Genomic DNA, 16,372 nt, shown 5'->3' with positions numbered 1-16,372 from the left:
GCTGCTCAATGCGCGGCGCCGGACGCGGCTTCCCCAGCCGGGCCCGCCATGGGTGTCGAGAAGGCCGCAGGCTTGCCGATCACCGACGCGGCGAGCGCCGCATCGGCCAGCCAGAACTGCTGCTGCGCGTCGATGGCCTGCGTCACGCCCGCGACCTGGTCGCGCGCCTCCGCCAGCAGCTCGAAGACGCCGATCAGCATGCCGTTGTAGCGAAGCAGGTTCTCGTCGGCGATCGCCTGGCGCAGCGGCACGACCTCGTCGCGGTAGTGGCGCGCGATGTCGTAGGCGGTGCGGTAGGCGGAGTAGTCCTCGCGCAGTTGCGAGGTCGCGCCGCGCACCGTCGCGTCGTACCGGTGGGCCGCCGCGAGAGACTGCGCGTTCAGCTGGTCGCGGCGGGCCGAACCCCAGTCGAACAGGGGCAGCACGATGTCGAGCTCGAAGCCCCTGCGCGTGCTCCTCGTGCGCTCCGCGTTGTCGAACACGGTGTCGCGCCGGCCGCCGATCTCGACGTCGATGAAGGTCGACAGCAGGTTGATACCCTGCGACTTGCCTGCCACGTCGAGCTGCGCGCGGGCCAGCTGCACGTCCAGCCGCTGCTCGCCGCCGGCCGCCGCCACCTCGCGCGCTTCGCGCGGGGCTTTCGGCAGGTCGGGCAGGCGCTCCGGCAGCTTCAAAGACGCAGCCTGGGCGTCATCGAGGCCCAGGGCCCGGACCAGCTCCTCGCGCGTCGCCGTGGCGGCATGCCGCGCGGCGGCCAGCCTCGTCGTCGCATCCGCATAGAAGACCTGCTGGCGCGCCCGCTGCAGCTTGCTGAAATTTCCAACCAACTGCATGCGGCGCGCCAGCTCGGCGCTGGCCTCGGCCGACTGCTGCACCTGCTCCGCGTATTGGAGCAGTTGCCGGGCGGCGACCGCCCGGACCCACGCCTGCCGCACGCGCGTGACCTGGTCGACCACCGCGCCGGTGAGCTGGACCCGGGCCTGCACCGCCTGGCTGCGGGAGATCGACAGCCGCTGCGGCAGCAGGATGAGGTCCACCAGGCCGAAGGACAGCAGGCGGCCGATCTCCAGCTCGTCCTTCAGCCGCATACGCTCGAAGGAGAACACGGGGTTGGGAAGGCGGCTCGTCTGGTTGGCGGCTGCGATCTCGGCCCAGCCCTGGGCCAGCAGCGCCTGCAATGCCGGGCTGTTCGCCAGCGCGAGCTGCACCGCGCCCTCCTGCGACAGCGGGCCGGCGAGCAATTCCTGCGACAGCGCGGCGCGGCGCTCGCGCTGTTCCGGCGTGCGGCCGAGCTCGACCCTGCCCTGGGTGAACTGCGGGGCGCCGGCATTCGTCTCCTGCAGCGCGTCATCGATGCCGACCGTGGCGCAACCGGCCAGCAGCATGACGGCGCCTGCCACGGCCGCGAGGCGCAGGCACCTCGTCATGGCCGCGACTCCTTCTGCGCAGGCATCGGCACGGCGTGGCCCGCATGGGGATCGGCAGCCTGGGCCGGCGCGCCATCGCCGGTCGAGCCCTGGCCGGCGGCCTCTTCGGCGTAGGCACGCCAGCCGCCGCGGGCGCGGACCGCGTCGTTGGCCTCTTTCCAGGCAATGGCCTTTTCGTCCTTGAACGGACGGTAGCCGTCGAAAGCGGAGCGGAAGGACAGGGGCGCCTGGCCATCGGCCCCAGCAGCGGTCGCGGGCACCGTCTGCGCGACGGCCGTCAGCGCCGCGAGCGCGGGCAATGTCGCCAGCCAACGGGCCGGCCATGGATGGAACATGAAGTCCTCGCGATGTGCATGAACGAAATGGCGTCGGCAACCCTGTCGGGCCTTGACGTCAGGCGAGATGCAGGCGTGCGCGCGCCAGGCCGGCAACCGAGGTCAGCGGCGAGGGCGGGACGCGACTACGCGCGAGGAGGTTTGTCGAGGACGCGCAGCGGCGGGCTTGCCGGCGCGACGAAGGATGCCGCCAGGTCGGCCTGCGGCAGGTCGCTCTGCGGCAGGACCGGCAACGCGCTGACCATCGCGTTGGCGTGGCAGGCGGCGCAGGTACCGCATTGGTGGAATTCGTCCGGCTCGCCTGCGGCGCCGTGACTGGTGCCGTCGTGCCGGGACTGCTGCATCGCCGTGCCATGGTCGTGGCTGGCGTGATCGTGCGAATCTGCATGCGCCGGCATTTCGGCCACCGCGGCCGCCGATACCGGAACGACGCAATAGACCATGGCCGCGGCCGCATAGCCCTGCAAGGGCAAAGCCAGCATGAAGAGCCACAGCAGCAGTGCGCGCAGGCGAAGCATCACAGGATTCTATCGACGGGCCGATACGGCACACATGACAAGTTTGCAAGCTCGCATCCCGCCAAAGGCTGCTATTGACCTTCCCATAGGGGGAAGGTCCAGGCAAAGCGGCGAGGCACAATCGGCCCGGGCCGAGCAGCCCCCCACCCCACCCCAACGACACGCACCCCATGGCGAACTTTCCCGAAGACATCTACACCGAGCCTTCCGATCTGGATGGCAAAACCCTGGCCAACCTCGGCCCCCTGCGCAGGATGGCCGGCCTGTGGCGCGGCGAGAAGGGCGTGGACGTCAAGCCCAAGGCGCAGGGCCCGAAGACGCAGGTCTACGTGGAGCACTACGAGCTGCAGCCGATCGACCCGCAGACCAACGGCCCCCAGGTGCTCTACGGCTTGCGCTACCACACCTTCATCCACAAGCCGGGCCTGAGCAAGATGTACCACGACCAGGTCGGCTACTGGCTCTGGGAGCCCGCTACCGGGAACATCCTGCACACCCTCGCCATTCCGCGCGGCCAGATCGCGATGGCGAGCGGCCGGGCCAGCCCGGATGCCGACCGCTTCGAGCTCACGGCCACGCGCGGCAGCCTGGTGAACGGCATCGTCTCCAACCCCTTCATCGAGCATGCCTTCACCACGCTGGAGTGGCGCATCGAGGTCGCCTTCAACGCCGACGGAACCTGGTCGTACAACCAGGACACGGTGATGCAGATCCAGGGACAGGCCGAACCCTTCCACCACACCGATCGCAACACGCTCACGAAGGTGGGCGAACCCTCGCCGAATCCGCTGGACGCAGGCCGCGCCAGCTGACTGTTCTTCTTCCGCTGTCGAAGGACTGTGCCCCGTCTTCCATGGCGTGGCATCGAACAATGGCGTCACGCCGTCAAGGCAACGCCACTGTTCCTGAATGTTCGAATTTCAACCCCTCACCCTCACCCACGAAGCAGACACACCGCCCTCCGCCCCACGCCTCGCCGATCGGAGCATCCGATGAGCGAGAGCCCCGATCCCGCGCTCGCGGCGCTGCTCGCCGCCCTGCTCCATGCGCATGAGGACGCGGGCCGTCTGCCGGTCGCACAGCTGCGCCAGCGGCTCGGTCTCCCGCAGCGCCTCGTCATGCGATCCCTCTCCACCCTCATCGATGCGAAACTGGTGGAACTCACGAGGCTGCATGATCAGAATATCGCCGCCACCCTGACCGACGCCGGCCTGGGCTTGGCGCGCCGGCACCAGGATCTGCGGATTGAAGCTCTACGAAAGACTGTTCCATGAACTGGAGCGCGCCATCCGGGATGGCGTGCTGAGGGCGGGCGAACGCCTGCCCTCCATCCGCGAGACCTGCCGCACCCGCCAGTTGAGCGTCACCACGGTGTCCCGGGCCTACCTGCAACTGGAAAGCCGCGGCCTGATCGAGAGCCGGCCGCAGTCCGGCTACTTCGTGCGTGCGCTGCAGGCCGAGCCGCCTTCGGAGCCGATTGCGGTCTCGCAGCCGCCGGACACGTCCACCGATGTGGACGTCAGCCGGCTGGTGCTCGCCACGCTGAAGTCGATCCGCTCGCACGGCGCAGTGCCGCTCGGCTCGCCCTATCCGGACCCGACCCTGCTGCCCTGGCAGCGCGTCCATCAGCAGATCGGCGCCATCGCGAAGCGCCTGCGCGATGCGCGCACCGTGCTCGACGACCTGCCACCGGGCAATCCGGAGCTCATCCGGCAGATCGCCCGGCGTCACCTCGAATCCGGCCTGGCCGTGGACCCCGGCGAGATCATCGTCACCGCGGGCGCCACGGAAGCCATCAACCTGTGCCTGCAGGCTGTCGCCAAACCCGGCGACGTCATCGCCGTGGAATCGCCCACCTACTACGCGATGCTGCACGCCATCGAGCGCATGGGCATGCGCGCCATCGAGGTGGCCACCGATCCGCACGAGGGGATCGACCTGGCAGCACTCGCGCGCGCGATCGAGCGCCAGCCCGTCGCCGCCTGCATGGTCATGCCCAATTTCCAGAATCCGCTGGGCTTCGTGATGACCGACGAGAAAAAGCGCGCGCTGGTCGCGCTCAGCGCGCGCCATGGCCTGCCGCTGATCGAGAACGGCGTGTACAACGAGCTCTACCACGGCGAGGCGCCGCCGACCACGCTCAAGTCCTTCGACACCGAGGGGCTGGTGCTGCACTGCAATTCCTTCTCGAAGAGCCTGACGGCCGGCGTGCGCATCGGCTGGGCCATGCCGGGGCGCTATCGCCAGGAGGTCGAGAAGCTGAAGTTCCTCAACACGCTGAGCACCCCCACCCTGCCCCAGCTGGGCGTCGCCGAGTACCTGAAGAACGACGGCTTCGAGCATCACCTGCGCCGGGTGCGGCAGACGCTGGCGCAGCAGGCCGGCATCATGAGCTCGATGGTCCGGCGCTTCTTCCCCGAGCACACCCGCCTTTCGCGCCCGCAGGGCGGCTACGTGCTGTGGGTCGAGCTGGCGCCCCAGGTGGACACCATGGCGCTCTACCGCGAGGCGCTGGAGCGCGGCCTGACCATCGGCCCCGGGCGGATGTTCTCGACCTCGAACACGTATGGCCATTTCATGCGGCTCAACTACAGCTACGCGTGGTCGCCGGAGATCGAGGCGGCGGTGATCGAGCTGGGCCGGATCGCAGCGGCCATGACCGCCCGGAGCACACGATGAGCACCGATCCGCTGCTGTCGTCGATGCTGGCCCGGCGCTCGGTCTCCCCGCGGCGCCTGGGGCCGCCCGGGCCGAGCGCAGCGCAGTTGGCGCTCATGGTGGATGCGGCGCTTCGCGCGCCGGACCACGGCCGCCTCCTGCCCTGGCGGCTCATCGACTTCGGCGACGCGCAGCGCGCCGGACTGGCGCAGCTGTTCGAGGACGAGAAGCGCCGCAGGACACCCGATGCGACAGCCCAGGACATCGAGCGCGCCCGCGCACATGCCACGCAGACGCCGACGATGCTGGCCTTCGTCGTGCGGCCCCAGCCGGATGCCGCGGTGCCCCTCCATGAGCAGTGGCTGGCCGCGGGCGCGGCCCTGGGCCAATTGGTGCTGGCCGCCCATGCGACGGGCTTCGGCGCCATCGTGCTCAGCGGGGAGCGCTGCCAGGATGACATCCTTCGCCAGGCGCTCGGCATCGCGCCCGGGGAGACCCTGGCTGGCTTCGTCAGCATCGGGACCCTGATCGCGTCCCCACCACCTGCGCCGCACGTGGACCGGGAACGCGTCCTGTCGGACTGGAAGCCCTGAGTCACCACCGTCGCCGGCGGCCGCGAAGAGCGCAGTCCACGCGGCAATGAGCGCCGAACTGTGTCTTGGCGCGCTTCGGTCGATCGAATACTTTCGAGCAAGCCTGGGGGATCCCTCCTCGGGCGCTCTGATGGAGTTTGTTCGATGACCGTTCGACGCGAAGTACCCGGTATCAGGAAATACGACGGCCCCGCCGGAGGCTGGGGCGCCCTGCGCGCGACCGCGCAGGCCATTCACCTGCAGATGGAGAAGATCAAGGCACCGATCACGCTGCTGCGGACCAACCAGCCCGACGGCTTCGACTGCCCGGGCTGCGCCTGGCCGGACAAGGAGCATCGGTCCACCTTCCAGTTCTGCGAGAACGGCGCCAAGGCGGTCACCTGGGAGGCGACGAGCAAGCGCGTGCGGCCGGAGTTCCTGGCGCAGAACACGGTGTCCTCGCTGCTGGCGCGATCGGATTTCGAGCTCGAGGACATGGGCCGGCTGACGCATCCGCTCGCCTACGACCGCGACACCGACACCTTCCGCGCGGTCGCGTGGGAGGACGCGTTCCGCCGGATCGGCGAGATCCTGCGCAGCCTGCCGCCCGACCAGGTCGAGTTCTACACCTCCGGCCGGGCATCGAACGAGGCGGCCTATCTCTACCAGCTGTTCGCGCGCGAGTACGGCACGAACAACTTCCCGGACTGCTCGAACATGTGCCACGAGGCCACCAGCGTCGGGCTGCCCCAATCGATCGGCATCGGCAAGGGCACGGTGTCGCTCGACGACTTCGAGCGCTGCGAGCTCATCCTCTCGATCGGCCACAACCCCGGCACGAACCATCCGCGGATGATGGGAACCCTGCATGAGGCGTCGCGGCGCAACGTGCCGATCATCGTGTTCAACCCGCTGCGCGAGCGCGCGCTCGAGCGATTCGCCGATCCGCAGAACCTGGTCGAGATGGCGACCTACGGCTCGACCCGCATCGCCTCGACCTACTTCCAGGTGAAGGCCGGCGGGGATGCGGCCGCGCTCAAGGGCATCATGAAGGCGCTGCTCGCGCTGGAGGCCGAGCGGAGCGATGTGCTCGACCGTGCGTTCATCGAGGCCCACACGGAAGGCTTCGACGCGCTCGCCGCCGACCTCGAGGCGGCGGCCTGGCCCGACATCGAACGGTCGAGCGGCCTGGCCCGCGAGGCGCTCGAACAGGTCGCGGCCGCCTACGCGAAATCGAATGCGACCATCGTCACCTACGGCATGGGCGTCACGCAGCACAACAAGGGCACCGCGACCGTCCGCCTGATCGCCGACCTGCTGCTGATGCGCGGCAACTTCGGCAAGCCGGGCGCGGGCATCTGCCCGCTGCGCGGCCATTCGAACGTGCAAGGCAACCGGACGGTGGGCATCACCGAGAAGCCGCCGACCGACTTCCTGCGGCAGATCGAGAAGGTCTTCGGCTTCGAGCCACCCGAGGCACATGGGCATGACGCCGTGCAGGCCATGGAAGCGATGATCGACGGCTCGGCGAAGGCGCTGATCTGCCTGGGCGGCAACTTCGCCGTCGCGCTGCCCGATCCGGCGCAGTGCTTCCCGGCGATGAAGAAGCTGGACCTGAGCGTCCACGTCGGCACCAAGCTCAACCGCTCCCACCTGCTCGTCGCGAAGGAGACCTACGTGTTTCCCTGCCTCGGCCGCACGGAGCTCGACGTGCAGGCGGGCGTCCGGCAGTCGATCACCGTCGAGGATTCGATGTCGATGGTCCACGCGTCGGCCGGCAAGCTCGCGCCCGCATCGGAGCATCTGCGCTCCGAGCCGGCCATCGTCGCCGGCATCGCGCAGGCGACGCTGCCGGACAGCAGGGTGCCATGGATGGACCTGGTGGCCGACTACGACCGCATCCGCGACCTGATCGAGCAGACCATCCCGGGGTTCGAGGACTTCAACACGCGCATCCGCATGCCCGGCGGCTTCCGCCTGCCGCTGCCGCCCACCGAGCGCCGCTGGACCACGCCCTCGGGCAAGGCGCGGTTCTCGGTGTACGGCGGCGTGACGGAAGATGCGAATCTCTTCGCCGGCGACGTGTTGCGCCTCGTGACCATCCGCAGCCACGACCAGTACAACACCACGATCTACGCCCTGGACGACCGCTACCGGGGCGTGTTCGGGCGGCGCGACGTGCTGTTCATGAGCGAGACGGACCTGGCCGCGTGCGGGCTCGAACACGGCGATCTCGTCGACATCGAGACCGCCACGCCAGGCCGGCCGCTTCGCCTCGAGGGAATCACCGCCATTGCCTACGACATCGCACCCGGCTCGATCGCCGCGTACTACCCGGAAGCGAACGCCCTGGTTCCGCTGGATTACATCGACGAAGAAAGCGGCACGCCGTCGTACAAGTCCGTTCCGGTCCGGGTGACGCGCTCGGCGGCTGCCGCCTGATGCCAGACGGGCTCAGGTCAGCTGGTACGGATTCGCCGGCTCGATCTCCGCCGGGACCTCGCGCTCGCACAGCTCGAGGATCGAGCGCTCGATGGTGCGCGTCATGGCATCGAGCGCCAGCGCGTTCGGCGCGGTGCCGAAGGGCTCGGCCACCTCGTTGGCAATCGCTTCCAGCGCGATGAGCGTGTACGAGACGAACACGCAGATCAGCGGCGTGAAGAGCACCGTCGAATCCACCAGGCCGAACGGGAGCAGGATGCAGTAGGCATAGACCGTGCGATGGAGCAGCACGCTGTACGCGAACGGGATCGGCGTCGACACGAGGCGCTCGCAGCCGCCCACGGTCTTTCCCATGTCGTTGAGCTGGGCGTCGAACATCCAGGTCGTGGTGTCCGGTACCCGGCGGCCTTCGCGAACGGCGAGGCTGCCGCGGAGCTCGTGGAGGATGGCGACCGGCCTGTAGAACTTGTGGCCCAGGGATTCGGCCCGCGCATCTCCGAGCAGCCGGCGCAGATCGGGCATCGGATCGGTCTGGCGCAGCTGGTGCTTGAAGGCATAGACGAAGGCGACCATCGTGTGCGCAAGCCGCGTGCGCTCGGCCTTGTCGACGCTTTCGGGCAGATAGCAGAGCATCTGCGAGCTCAGCGCGCGCGACGCGATCAGCAGGTTGCCCCAGAGATGCCGCGCCTCGATGAAGCGGTCGTAGCTGGCGTTGTTGCGGAACGCGAGGAAGATGGCCAACGCCACGCCGAACAGCGTGAACGGCGCCGTGTTGAGCGGGATCTTCTCGCCGAAGACGCGTCCGTGCGTGAAGACGGCCAGGCAGCTGACGACGCCGACGAACACCAGCTGCGGAATGATCGTGCGCAATACCGAGCCGTTCCACACGAACAGGAGGCGGAACCAGTTTTGCTTGGGTCTGATGATCATGATCTGCTGTCTCCAAAAGGCTGACAGCAAGGGTAGCCCGGTGCACCGATCGACCGGTACACACCTGCATCGGGGTGGCAGGAGCACAGTCAGGGGTGCGTACTTGGCTACGGAGAGCTTCGGCGCACCGGGAAGGGAAACTGCAGCGCAAAGAAAAACGGGTTACAGCAGATCTGCTGTAACCCGTTGATTCTTGGCGGAGTGGACGGGACTCGAACCCGCGACCCCCGGCGTGACAGGCCGGTATTCTAACCAACTGAACTACCACTCCTGGTAGGCTGCGTTCGCTCCGGTTGGAGCCAAGTGCCGCCGACTTGTGCCTTCTTCACTTGCGTGAAAACTGGCGACCCTACGGGGATTCGAACCCCGGTAGCCACCGTGAAAGGGTGGTGTCCTAGGCCTCTAGACGATAGGGTCATAAACCTAAGAACCGCGTTGCGATCAACGCTTGTTTTCTCGACGCCCTGATGGTGGAGGTAAGCGGGATCGAACCGCTGACCTCTTGCATGCCATGCAAGCGCTCTCCCAGCTGAGCTATACCCCCTGTGGGTGTCGAGCCTCAAATTATAGCGTGGAAATTCAGGCTTCCTGTAGTCGCTTCAAAATTTCTTCACGCGAGAAGAGTGCGAGCACGGCGTCGAGCGACGGCGTCTGCGCCTTGCCCATCACGAGCACGCGCACGGGCATGGCCAGCGCGGGCATCTTGAGGCTGTGCGCGGCCAGCACTTCCTTGATGGCGGCGGCGATGGACACCTTGTCCCAGGCCACCGTGGCGAGCTTGTCGGACAGGGTCGCGATCGCGGGACGTACGGCTTCAGTCACGTGTTGCGTGCGATCGGCGTCGCTGGCCTGCACGTCGGCATAGAAGGCCGCCGCCCAGTCGGCGAGCGCCACGGTGGTCTCGCAGCGATCCTTGAACAGCGCGCAGATCGCGCGGAGCCGCTCGTCGGCCGTGATGCCGCGTTTCGCCAGTTGTGCCGCGACCAGCGGCGCGAGTTCCTCGTCGGGCTTGGCCTTGATGTATTGCGCGTTCACCCAGGCGAGCTTGGCCGCGTCCCATTGCGCGGGGCTCTTCGACAGGTGCGAGCCGTCGAACCAGCCCACCATCTGCTCGCGCGTGAACAGTTCGTCGTCGCCGTGGCTCCAGCCCAGGCGCGCGAGGTAGTTGAGCATCGCCTCGGGCAGGTAGCCGCCCTCCTCGTAGGCGGTGACGCTCACCGCGCCGCGGCGCTTGGAAAGCTTCTGGGCGTCCTCGCCGAGGATCACGGGCACGTGCCCGAATTGCGGCAGGGGCGCGCCCAGCGCTCGGAAGATGTTGATCTGCCAGGGCGTGTTGTTGATGTGCTCGTCACCACGGAACACATGCGTGATGCCCATGTCCCAGTCGTCGACCACCACCGCGAAGTTGTAGGTCGGTACGCCATCGGTGCGCACGATGATCAGGTCGTCGATCTCGCGGTTGTTGATGGTGATCGGGCCCTTGACGAGGTCGTCCCAGGTCACGTCGCCCTCGGGCGGATTGCAGAAGCGGATCACCGGCGGCACGCCCTCGGGGATCGGAGGCAGCACCTTGCCCGGCGCCGGCCGCCAGCGGCCGTCGTAGAGCGCCTTCTCGCCGCGGGCGCGCTGCGCCTCCTTCATCTCGTCGAGCTCGGCGGGCGTGCAGTAGCAGCGGTAGGCCGTCCCGGCGGCCAGCATCTGTTCGACGACCTCGCGATAGCGATCGAGGCGCTGCATCTGGTAGACCGGGCCCTCGTCGTAGTCGAGGCCCAGCCAGTGCATGGAAGCCAGGATCTGCTCGACAGACTCCTGCGTCGAACGCGCAACGTCGGTGTCCTCGATGCGCAGCACGAACTGGCCGCCATGATGGCGTGCATAGGCCCACGAGTAGAGCGCGGTGCGCGCGGTGCCGAGATGGAGAAAGCCGGTGGGCGACGGCGCGATGCGAGTGCGAACGGTCATGGAATCAGTGGCGTAGCGTGTCGAGGCCGCGCGAGAGGTCGGCGCGGATGTCGTCGATGTGGTCGAGCCCGACCGCGACGCGGATCAGGCCCTGGCCGATGCCGGCGGCCTGGCGCTGCTCTTCGGTCAGGCGGCCGTGCGAAGTGGTGGCCGGATGGGTGATGGTGGTCTTGGTGTCGCCGAGGTTGGCGGTGATCGAGAGCACGCGGGTGCTGTCGATCACGTGGAAGGCGTTGGCACGCGCCGCCTCGGGCGTGTCGCCCGGCACGTCGAAGGACACCACCGCACCGCCCTGCCCCGACTGCTGGCGCATCGCCAGCTCATGCTGCGGGTGCGAGTCCAAGCCTGGGTAGTAGACACGCTTCACCCCGGGCTGCGCCTCGAGCCACTGCGCGAGCGCGAGTCCACCTGCGCAATGGGCTTGCATGCGGATGCCCAGCGTCTCCAGGCCCTTGAGCACGACCCACGCGTTGAAGGGCGACAGCGCCATTCCGGCGGTGCGCACGACGGTCGCGAACACGTCGATCAGCTTCTGCGAGCCGCAGATCGCACCGGCCAGCACCCGCCCCTGGCCTTCGAGGTACTTGGTGCCCGAATGGATCACCAGGTCCGCGCCGAACTCGGTGGGGCGCTGCAGCGCCGGCGAGCAGAAGCAGTTGTCGACCGCGAGCAAGGCGCCCGCGCCGTGCGCCAGGTGGGCCAGCGCGCGGATGTCGCAGACATCGGTCAGCGGGTTGGTGGGCGTCTCGGCGAACAGCAGCTTGGTGTTGGGTTTGATCGCGGCCTTCCACTCCGCCACGTCGGTCTGCGAGACGAAGGTGGTCTCCACGCCGAACTTGCCGAATTCTCGGCCGATCAGGTTGAGGGTGGATCCGAACACGGAGCGCGAACACACGACGTGGTCACCGGCCTTGAGCAGGCCCATGCACATCATGAGGATCGCGCCCATGCCGCTGGCCGCACCGATGGCGGCCTCGGTGCCTTCCAGCGCGGCCAGGCGCCGCTCGAAGCTGGCCACGGTCGGGTTGGACGTGCGCGTGTAGGTGAAGCCGTCCTCGGTGCCGGCGAAGCGGCGCGCCGAGGTCTCGGCATCGGGCTGCACGAAGCTGCTGGTCAGAAACAGCGCCTCGGAGTTCTCGCCGTACTGGCTTCGCTCGAGCGCAGCACGCACGGCGAGGGTGTCGCGATGCAGGCCGGGGGGCAGGGATCGGTCGGTCACGTTCTCAGGTCTCGCTCAGGTTGGGCAGTGCGAGGCGCGAGGAATCCTCTTCGGTTTCCTCGATGCGCGGACGGTTGCCGTTCATCCGCGTGATGGCCTCGGTGTCGATGTCGCCGGTGACGTACACGCCGTCGAAGCAGGAGGCGTCGAAGCCGTCGAGCCTGAGTCCACCGGCGGGCGCAGCCTTCAGCACGGCGCGCTTCATCGCCTCCACATCCTGGTAGATCAGGGCGTCGCAGCCGATCAGCTCGCGCACCTGCTCGATGGTGCGGTCATGGGCGACCAGCTCGTCCTTGGTCGGCATGTCGATGCCGTACACGTTGGGGAAGCGCACCGGCGGTGCCGCGCTCGCGAGATAGACCTTGCGCGCGCCGGCGTCCCGCGCCATCTGCACGATCTCGCGGCTGGTCGTGCCACGCACGATCGAGTCGTCCACCAGCAGCACGTTGCGCCCCTTGAACTCGCTGCCGATCACGTTGAGTTTCTGGCGCACCGACTTCTTGCGCACGCCCTGCCCCGGCATGATGAAGGTGCGGCCCACGTAGCGGTTCTTCACAAAGCCCTCGCGGTACGGGATGCCCAGCAGGTGCGCGAGCTGCGTCGCGCTCGGGCGGCTGGATTCGGGGATCGGGATGATCACGTCGATCTCGCTGGGCGGCACGGTCGAGATCACGCGCTGGGCCAGGGTCTCGCCGAGGTTGAGCCGCGCCTGGTAGACCGAGATGCCGTCCAGCACCGAATCGGGCCGCGCGAGGTACACGAACTCGAACATGCAAGGATTGAGGGTGGGCGATTCGGCGCACTGCTGCGCGTGCAGATTGCCCTGCAGGTCGATGAAGATGGCCTCGCCCGGTGCCACGAAGCGCTCGAAGGCGTGGCCCGAGCCTTCCAGCGCGACCGATTCGCTGGCGACCATCAGCGTGCCGTCGGCGCCGCGTCCGACGGCCAGGGGCCGGATGCCATAAGGATCGCGGAAGGCCAGCAGGCCATGGCCTGCGATCAGCGCCACCACTGCATAGGAGCCGCGCAGGCGCTTGTGCACGTTGCGCACGGCGGCGAAGAGCGTCTCGTTGTCGAGCGTGCCACCGCGGGTGGCACGGTCGAGCTCGTGCGCGAGCACGTTGAGCAGCACCTCGGAGTCGCTCTCGGTGTTGGTGTGGCGATGGTCGGTCGAGAACAGCTCGGCGCGCAGCGCGTGCGCATTGGTCAGATTGCCGTTGTGCACCAGCACGATGCCGAACGGCGCATTCACGTAGAAAGGCTGGGCCTCCTCCTCGCTGAAGGCGTTGCCGGCGGTCGGATAGCGCACCTGCCCCAGGCCCACGCCGCCCGGCAGGGCCCGCATGTTGCGGGTGCGGAACACGTCGCGCACCATGCCCTTGGCCTTGTGCATGAAGAACTTGCGCTCCAGCAGGGTGACGATGCCGGCCGCATCCTGCCCGCGGTGCTGCAGCAGCAGGAGCGCGTCATAGAGCAGCTGGTTGACGGGTGCGTTGCTGACAACGCCGACGATTCCACACATTGAAGCGATCCTCTCAGGGTCTCAAGGCAGGTAGCTTGCCAATTTTTCAGGCAGAGCGGGCTTGAGGCCCTGCAATGCCGCATCCAGAACAGTGGCGCTGCGCGACTCGCGCCACCAGGCCGCGTCCGCGAACGCCAGCAAATGAACCATGACCGCCGCGACCAGCAGCGCGACGGCACCGCGCGCCAGGCCGAAGACGGCGCCCAGCAGCCGATCCACCGGCCGCAGGCCTACCGCGGCGATCAACTTGCGCGTCAGCGAAGCCACCAGCCCCACGCCGAAAGCCACCGCCACGAACACCAGCACGAAGCCCGCCGCATAGCGCCAGGAGCCCTCCGGATCGCCGAAGGGCAGCCAGGCGCCGACGTCGGCCGCGAACCACTGCGCGCACAAAAAGGCCGCCACCCAGCCTGCCAAAAGGATCACCTCGAACACCAATCCCCGCACCAGACCAAAGAGCATCGACACCACCAGCAGCACGATGGCGATCCAGTCGAGCGCAGTCACGTCCGCCTACAAGCTGAGGACGGCTGCCGACAAAGACAAGCCCTTGACCTTGCCGGCCGCCTTGTCGGCCTCGGCACGGGTGCCGAAGGGACCCACGCGCACCCGCGTGCGCTCGCCGTCCGAGGTCTTCGCGACGTGGGTATAGGTCTTGAGGCCGGCCTTTTCCAGCTTCTGCCGCACCTCGCGGGCCTTGTCGGCATCGGCGAAAGCGCCGACCTGCACCACGAAGCGGCCGTTCTCGTCCGCCGCGGCGGGGGTGCTGGTCGTGGGCTTGGCAGCGGCCGCCGCGGCGGTCTTGCCTTCAAGGAGGGCGCGGGCGCGGTTACCGTCGTCGGCGGACTTGGCCGCGGTCTTGGTGTCGGCTTTCGTGTCGGGCTTGGCCTCGGCCTTGGCTTCGGTCCGGGGCTTCGGCTCCGGCTTCACCTCGGGCCTGGGCTCTGGCTTCGCCTCCGCCACACGCGCAGGCTTGGTTTCTGCAGGCGGCGCGGCCGGCGCCGGCCGGGAGGGCGGAACCTCGGTGCCGTCCGCCATCTCGGTGATCATTTCACTGCTCAATGGCTTGGCCGCAGCCGGCGGGGTCGGTGCCGGCGCGGGCGCGGCGCTCGTCGCGGGGGCCGGCTGCGCCGGCAGGGTCAGCGGCTTGGTCTTGTTGCGGTCCGGGATCTCGATCGGGATGTCGACCGACACCGGCCGCGGCTGGGTGTCGAACAGGAGCGGGAACCCGACGACTCCGACCAGCACCAGCACCGCCGCCCCGAGCAGCCGGTGCCGCGCGCGCCGACGCATCGCCTCGATGCTTTCGGCCGGCGCCGCCGCGACGCTGGTGTTTCGCCCTTCGTTGGCCTGCGGACCGCGGGAGCGGAACTTGAAGAACGCCATGAAATTCGATTCCCTGATGGAGTGCAGCGTGAGGTAGAAAAGGCGCCGGAACTCAGGCCCATCAAGCGTCCGGCGGCAGGTGCCGGGCCCGCAGACGTGGTGTTCCGTGCTCGAGCACACCACCCACTGTGAAGAACGATCCGAAGACCACGATTCTATCAGCGGGGTCCGCGCGATCGATGGCGGCCTGCAGCGCTTCCATGGGTGCCGCATGCGCGCTGGCGGAGGCGTCCGCACGCTTGTTCTGGGCCTGCCATTGCGACATCAGGTCGGACGCCTTGGCCGCGCGCGCGGTCGGCAGGTCCGTGAAGTACCAGCGGTCGATCATGGGGCCGATGCGCGCGAACATCGGGGCCAGGTCCTTGTCGGCCATCACGCCGAACACGCCGTGGGTGGTCGGATAGAAGCCCATCGCGTCGAGGTTTTCGGCCAGCGCCGCCACCGAATGCGGGTTGTGCGCCACGTCCAGCACCAGCGCGGGTTCGCCTGGCACGATCTGGAAGCGGCCCGGCAACTCGACCGTGGCAAGCCCCGTGCGCACGGCCTGCGCGGTGACCGGCAGCCGCGTCCGCAGCGACTCCAGCGCAGCCAGCGCACCGGCCGCGTTGACCAGCTGATTGGCGCCGCGCAGCGCCGGGTAGGCCAGGCCGCTGTAACGCCGCCCGCGGCCGGCCCAGCCCCACTGCTGCTTGTCGCCCGAGACGTTGAAGTCGCGGCCGACGCGCCACAGGTCGGCGCCGATGGCCTCGGCATGGTCGATCACGCTTTGCGGCGGCACCGGATCGCTCACGATCGCCGGCTTGCCGGCGCGCATGATGCCGGCCTTCTCGAAGCCGATGCTTTCGCGATCGGGACCGAGGAATTCCATGTGATCCAGGTCGATGCTGGTGATGACGGCGCAGTCGGTATCGACCATGTTCACCGCATCCAGCCGGCCGCCCAGCCCGACCTCGAGGATGGCGACATCCGGCTTGCTGGCTGCGGTGCACAGGAGGATGGCCAGCGTGGTGAACTCGAAGTAGGTCAGCGCCATGTCGCCGCGCGCCCGCTCCACCGCCTCGAAATGCGCAGCCAGGGCCTCGCCCTCGACCGCCTCGCCCGAGAGCCGCAGCCGTTCCTCGAAGCGCACCAGGTGCGGCGAGGTGAAGACCGCCGTGCGATAGCGCGCGCTCATGAGGATGGCTTCGAGCATCGCGCAGGTCGAGCCCTTGCCGTTGGTGCCGGCCACGGTGATCACCGGGCACTCGAACACGAGGCCAAGGCGGCGGGCCATCTCACGCACGCGATCGAGCCCCAGCTCGATGTTCTTGGGATGCAGGTGCTCGGCGTGTGCGAGCCAGTCGGCAAGGGTTTTCATGGAGCCCGGAATTGTCGCCCAGGCGCCGCGCGGGCATCATCGTG

15 protein-coding genes and 3 tRNA genes are annotated in these 16,372 nt (G+C 68.3%); 5 read left to right on the top strand and 13 right to left on the bottom strand.

Features of this window, described 5'->3' with window-relative positions; translation table 11 throughout:
* Positions 1-5 precede the first annotated feature (5 nt).
* The 3 genes from A8M77_RS18370 to A8M77_RS18360 all read right to left on the bottom strand — a co-directional run bounded on the left by A8M77_RS18370 (position 6) and on the right by A8M77_RS18360 (position 2,280).
* Positions 6-1,427: a TolC family protein gene (locus A8M77_RS18370; protein ID WP_086922949.1), complete on the bottom strand. Its 1,422-nt coding sequence runs from the start codon at positions 1,425-1,427 to the stop codon at positions 6-8.
* Positions 1,424-1,762 (bottom strand): hypothetical protein, encoded by a 339-nt coding sequence (locus A8M77_RS18365; RefSeq protein WP_086922948.1) that lies wholly within the window; start codon positions 1,760-1,762, stop codon positions 1,424-1,426. Before A8M77_RS18365 ends, A8M77_RS18370 begins: the two co-directional genes overlap by 4 nt.
* A 125-nt stretch (positions 1,763-1,887) precedes the next feature.
* Positions 1,888-2,280: a DUF2946 family protein gene (locus A8M77_RS18360; RefSeq protein WP_086922947.1), complete on the bottom strand. Its 393-nt coding sequence runs from the start codon at positions 2,278-2,280 to the stop codon at positions 1,888-1,890.
* Positions 2,281-2,450: 170 nt separating this feature from the next.
* On the opposite strand from A8M77_RS18360, the gene A8M77_RS18355 reads away from it, so the two are divergent.
* The 5 genes from A8M77_RS18355 (at position 2,451) to A8M77_RS18335 (ending at position 7,952) form a co-directional block, all read left to right on the top strand.
* Positions 2,451-3,092, top strand: coding sequence for an FABP family protein (locus A8M77_RS18355; protein WP_086922946.1), 642 nt, complete (start codon positions 2,451-2,453; stop codon positions 3,090-3,092).
* 180 nt (positions 3,093-3,272) lie between these two features.
* Positions 3,273-3,554 (top strand): hypothetical protein, encoded by a 282-nt coding sequence (locus A8M77_RS35285; RefSeq protein WP_143694648.1) that lies wholly within the window; start codon positions 3,273-3,275, stop codon positions 3,552-3,554.
* The gene (locus tag A8M77_RS18345) at positions 3,526-4,959 is read left to right on the top strand and encodes an aminotransferase-like domain-containing protein (RefSeq protein ID WP_086922944.1); all 1,434 of its coding nucleotides are present in this window, start codon (positions 3,526-3,528) and stop codon (positions 4,957-4,959) included. Before A8M77_RS35285 ends, A8M77_RS18345 begins: the two co-directional genes overlap by 29 nt.
* Entirely contained in the window at positions 4,956-5,531 is a 576-nt protein-coding gene (locus A8M77_RS18340; protein ID WP_086922943.1) for a nitroreductase family protein, read from the top strand. The genes A8M77_RS18345 and A8M77_RS18340 overlap by 4 nt, the downstream gene beginning before the upstream one ends.
* A gap of 144 nt (positions 5,532-5,675) precedes the next feature.
* Entirely contained in the window at positions 5,676-7,952 is a 2,277-nt protein-coding gene (locus tag A8M77_RS18335) for an FdhF/YdeP family oxidoreductase (protein ID WP_086922942.1), read from the top strand.
* Positions 7,953-7,964: 12 nt separating this feature from the next.
* Here A8M77_RS18335 and A8M77_RS18330 read toward each other — a convergent pair whose 3' ends face one another.
* The 10 genes from A8M77_RS18330 to folC form a co-directional block, all read right to left on the bottom strand.
* Positions 7,965-8,882 carry a bestrophin family protein gene (locus A8M77_RS18330; protein ID WP_086922941.1) on the bottom strand — a complete coding sequence of 306 codons (918 nt, stop codon included), beginning with the start codon at positions 8,880-8,882 and terminating at the stop codon, positions 7,965-7,967.
* A 194-nt stretch (positions 8,883-9,076) separates the two neighbouring features.
* Positions 9,077-9,153 (bottom strand) — tRNA-Asp (locus A8M77_RS18325).
* Positions 9,154-9,223: 70 nt separating this feature from the next.
* Positions 9,224-9,299, bottom strand: a tRNA-Glu gene (locus tag A8M77_RS18320).
* A 51-nt stretch (positions 9,300-9,350) separates the two neighbouring features.
* A tRNA-Ala gene (locus tag A8M77_RS18315) sits at positions 9,351-9,426 on the bottom strand.
* Positions 9,427-9,461: 35 nt separating this feature from the next.
* Positions 9,462-10,844 carry a glutamate--tRNA ligase gene (gene gltX / locus A8M77_RS18310; RefSeq protein ID WP_086922940.1) on the bottom strand — a complete coding sequence of 461 codons (1,383 nt, stop codon included), beginning with the start codon at positions 10,842-10,844 and terminating at the stop codon, positions 9,462-9,464.
* Positions 10,845-10,848: 4 nt separating this feature from the next.
* A complete protein-coding gene (locus tag A8M77_RS18305) occupies positions 10,849-12,063 on the bottom strand; it encodes an O-succinylhomoserine sulfhydrylase (RefSeq protein WP_086922939.1) in 1,215 nt (404 codons plus the stop codon).
* A 4-nt stretch (positions 12,064-12,067) separates the two neighbouring features.
* Positions 12,068-13,585, bottom strand: a complete 1,518-nt coding sequence (gene purF / locus A8M77_RS18300; RefSeq protein ID WP_086922938.1) for an amidophosphoribosyltransferase — start codon at positions 13,583-13,585, stop codon at positions 12,068-12,070.
* 21 nt (positions 13,586-13,606) lie between these two features.
* On the bottom strand, positions 13,607-14,092 hold the full coding sequence (locus A8M77_RS18295; protein ID WP_086922937.1) for a CvpA family protein: 486 nt from the start codon (positions 14,090-14,092) through the stop codon (positions 13,607-13,609).
* Positions 14,093-14,098: 6 nt separating this feature from the next.
* Complete coding sequence (locus tag A8M77_RS18290) at positions 14,099-14,971, bottom strand: SPOR domain-containing protein (RefSeq protein WP_086922936.1); 873 nt, start codon at positions 14,969-14,971, stop codon at positions 14,099-14,101.
* Between the two features lie 61 nt (positions 14,972-15,032).
* Complete coding sequence (gene folC / locus A8M77_RS18285) at positions 15,033-16,328, bottom strand: bifunctional tetrahydrofolate synthase/dihydrofolate synthase (RefSeq protein WP_238136870.1); 1,296 nt, start codon at positions 16,326-16,328, stop codon at positions 15,033-15,035.
* Between the last annotated feature and the right edge of the window lie 44 nt (positions 16,329-16,372).

This window comes from Variovorax sp. JS1663, assembly GCF_002157355.1.
In the GTDB taxonomy this organism is placed as follows: Bacteria; Pseudomonadota; Gammaproteobacteria; order Burkholderiales; family Burkholderiaceae_C; genus Variovorax.
The sequence above is the reverse complement of the archived record's forward strand: the minus strand, read 5'-3'. Positions and strand labels throughout refer to the sequence as shown.

What these genes read in the sequence shown, in the direction of transcription:
- A8M77_RS18355 (WP_086922946.1), top strand. Translation starts at nt 2,451, where the DNA reads ATGGCGAACTTTCCCGAAGACATCTACACCGAGCCTTCCGATCTGGAT.
- A8M77_RS18370 (WP_086922949.1), bottom strand. Translation starts at nt 1,427, where the DNA reads ATGACGAGGTGCCTGCGCCTCGCGGCCGTGGCAGGCGCCGTCATGCTG.
- A8M77_RS18340 (WP_086922943.1), top strand. Translation starts at nt 4,956, where the DNA reads ATGAGCACCGATCCGCTGCTGTCGTCGATGCTGGCCCGGCGCTCGGTC.
- purF (WP_086922938.1), bottom strand. Translation starts at nt 13,585, where the DNA reads ATGTGTGGAATCGTCGGCGTTGTCAGCAACGCACCCGTCAACCAGCTG.
- A8M77_RS18290 (WP_086922936.1), bottom strand. Translation starts at nt 14,971, where the DNA reads ATGGCGTTCTTCAAGTTCCGCTCCCGCGGTCCGCAGGCCAACGAAGGG.
- A8M77_RS18365 (WP_086922948.1), bottom strand. Translation starts at nt 1,762, where the DNA reads ATGTTCCATCCATGGCCGGCCCGTTGGCTGGCGACATTGCCCGCGCTC.
- gltX (WP_086922940.1), bottom strand. Translation starts at nt 10,844, where the DNA reads ATGACCGTTCGCACTCGCATCGCGCCGTCGCCCACCGGCTTTCTCCAT.
- A8M77_RS18330 (WP_086922941.1), bottom strand. Translation starts at nt 8,882, where the DNA reads ATGATCATCAGACCCAAGCAAAACTGGTTCCGCCTCCTGTTCGTGTGG.
- A8M77_RS18335 (WP_086922942.1), top strand. Translation starts at nt 5,676, where the DNA reads ATGACCGTTCGACGCGAAGTACCCGGTATCAGGAAATACGACGGCCCC.
- A8M77_RS18360 (WP_086922947.1), bottom strand. Translation starts at nt 2,280, where the DNA reads ATGCTTCGCCTGCGCGCACTGCTGCTGTGGCTCTTCATGCTGGCTTTG.
- A8M77_RS35285 (WP_143694648.1), top strand. Translation starts at nt 3,273, where the DNA reads ATGAGCGAGAGCCCCGATCCCGCGCTCGCGGCGCTGCTCGCCGCCCTG.
- folC (WP_238136870.1), bottom strand. Translation starts at nt 16,328, where the DNA reads ATGAAAACCCTTGCCGACTGGCTCGCACACGCCGAGCACCTGCATCCC.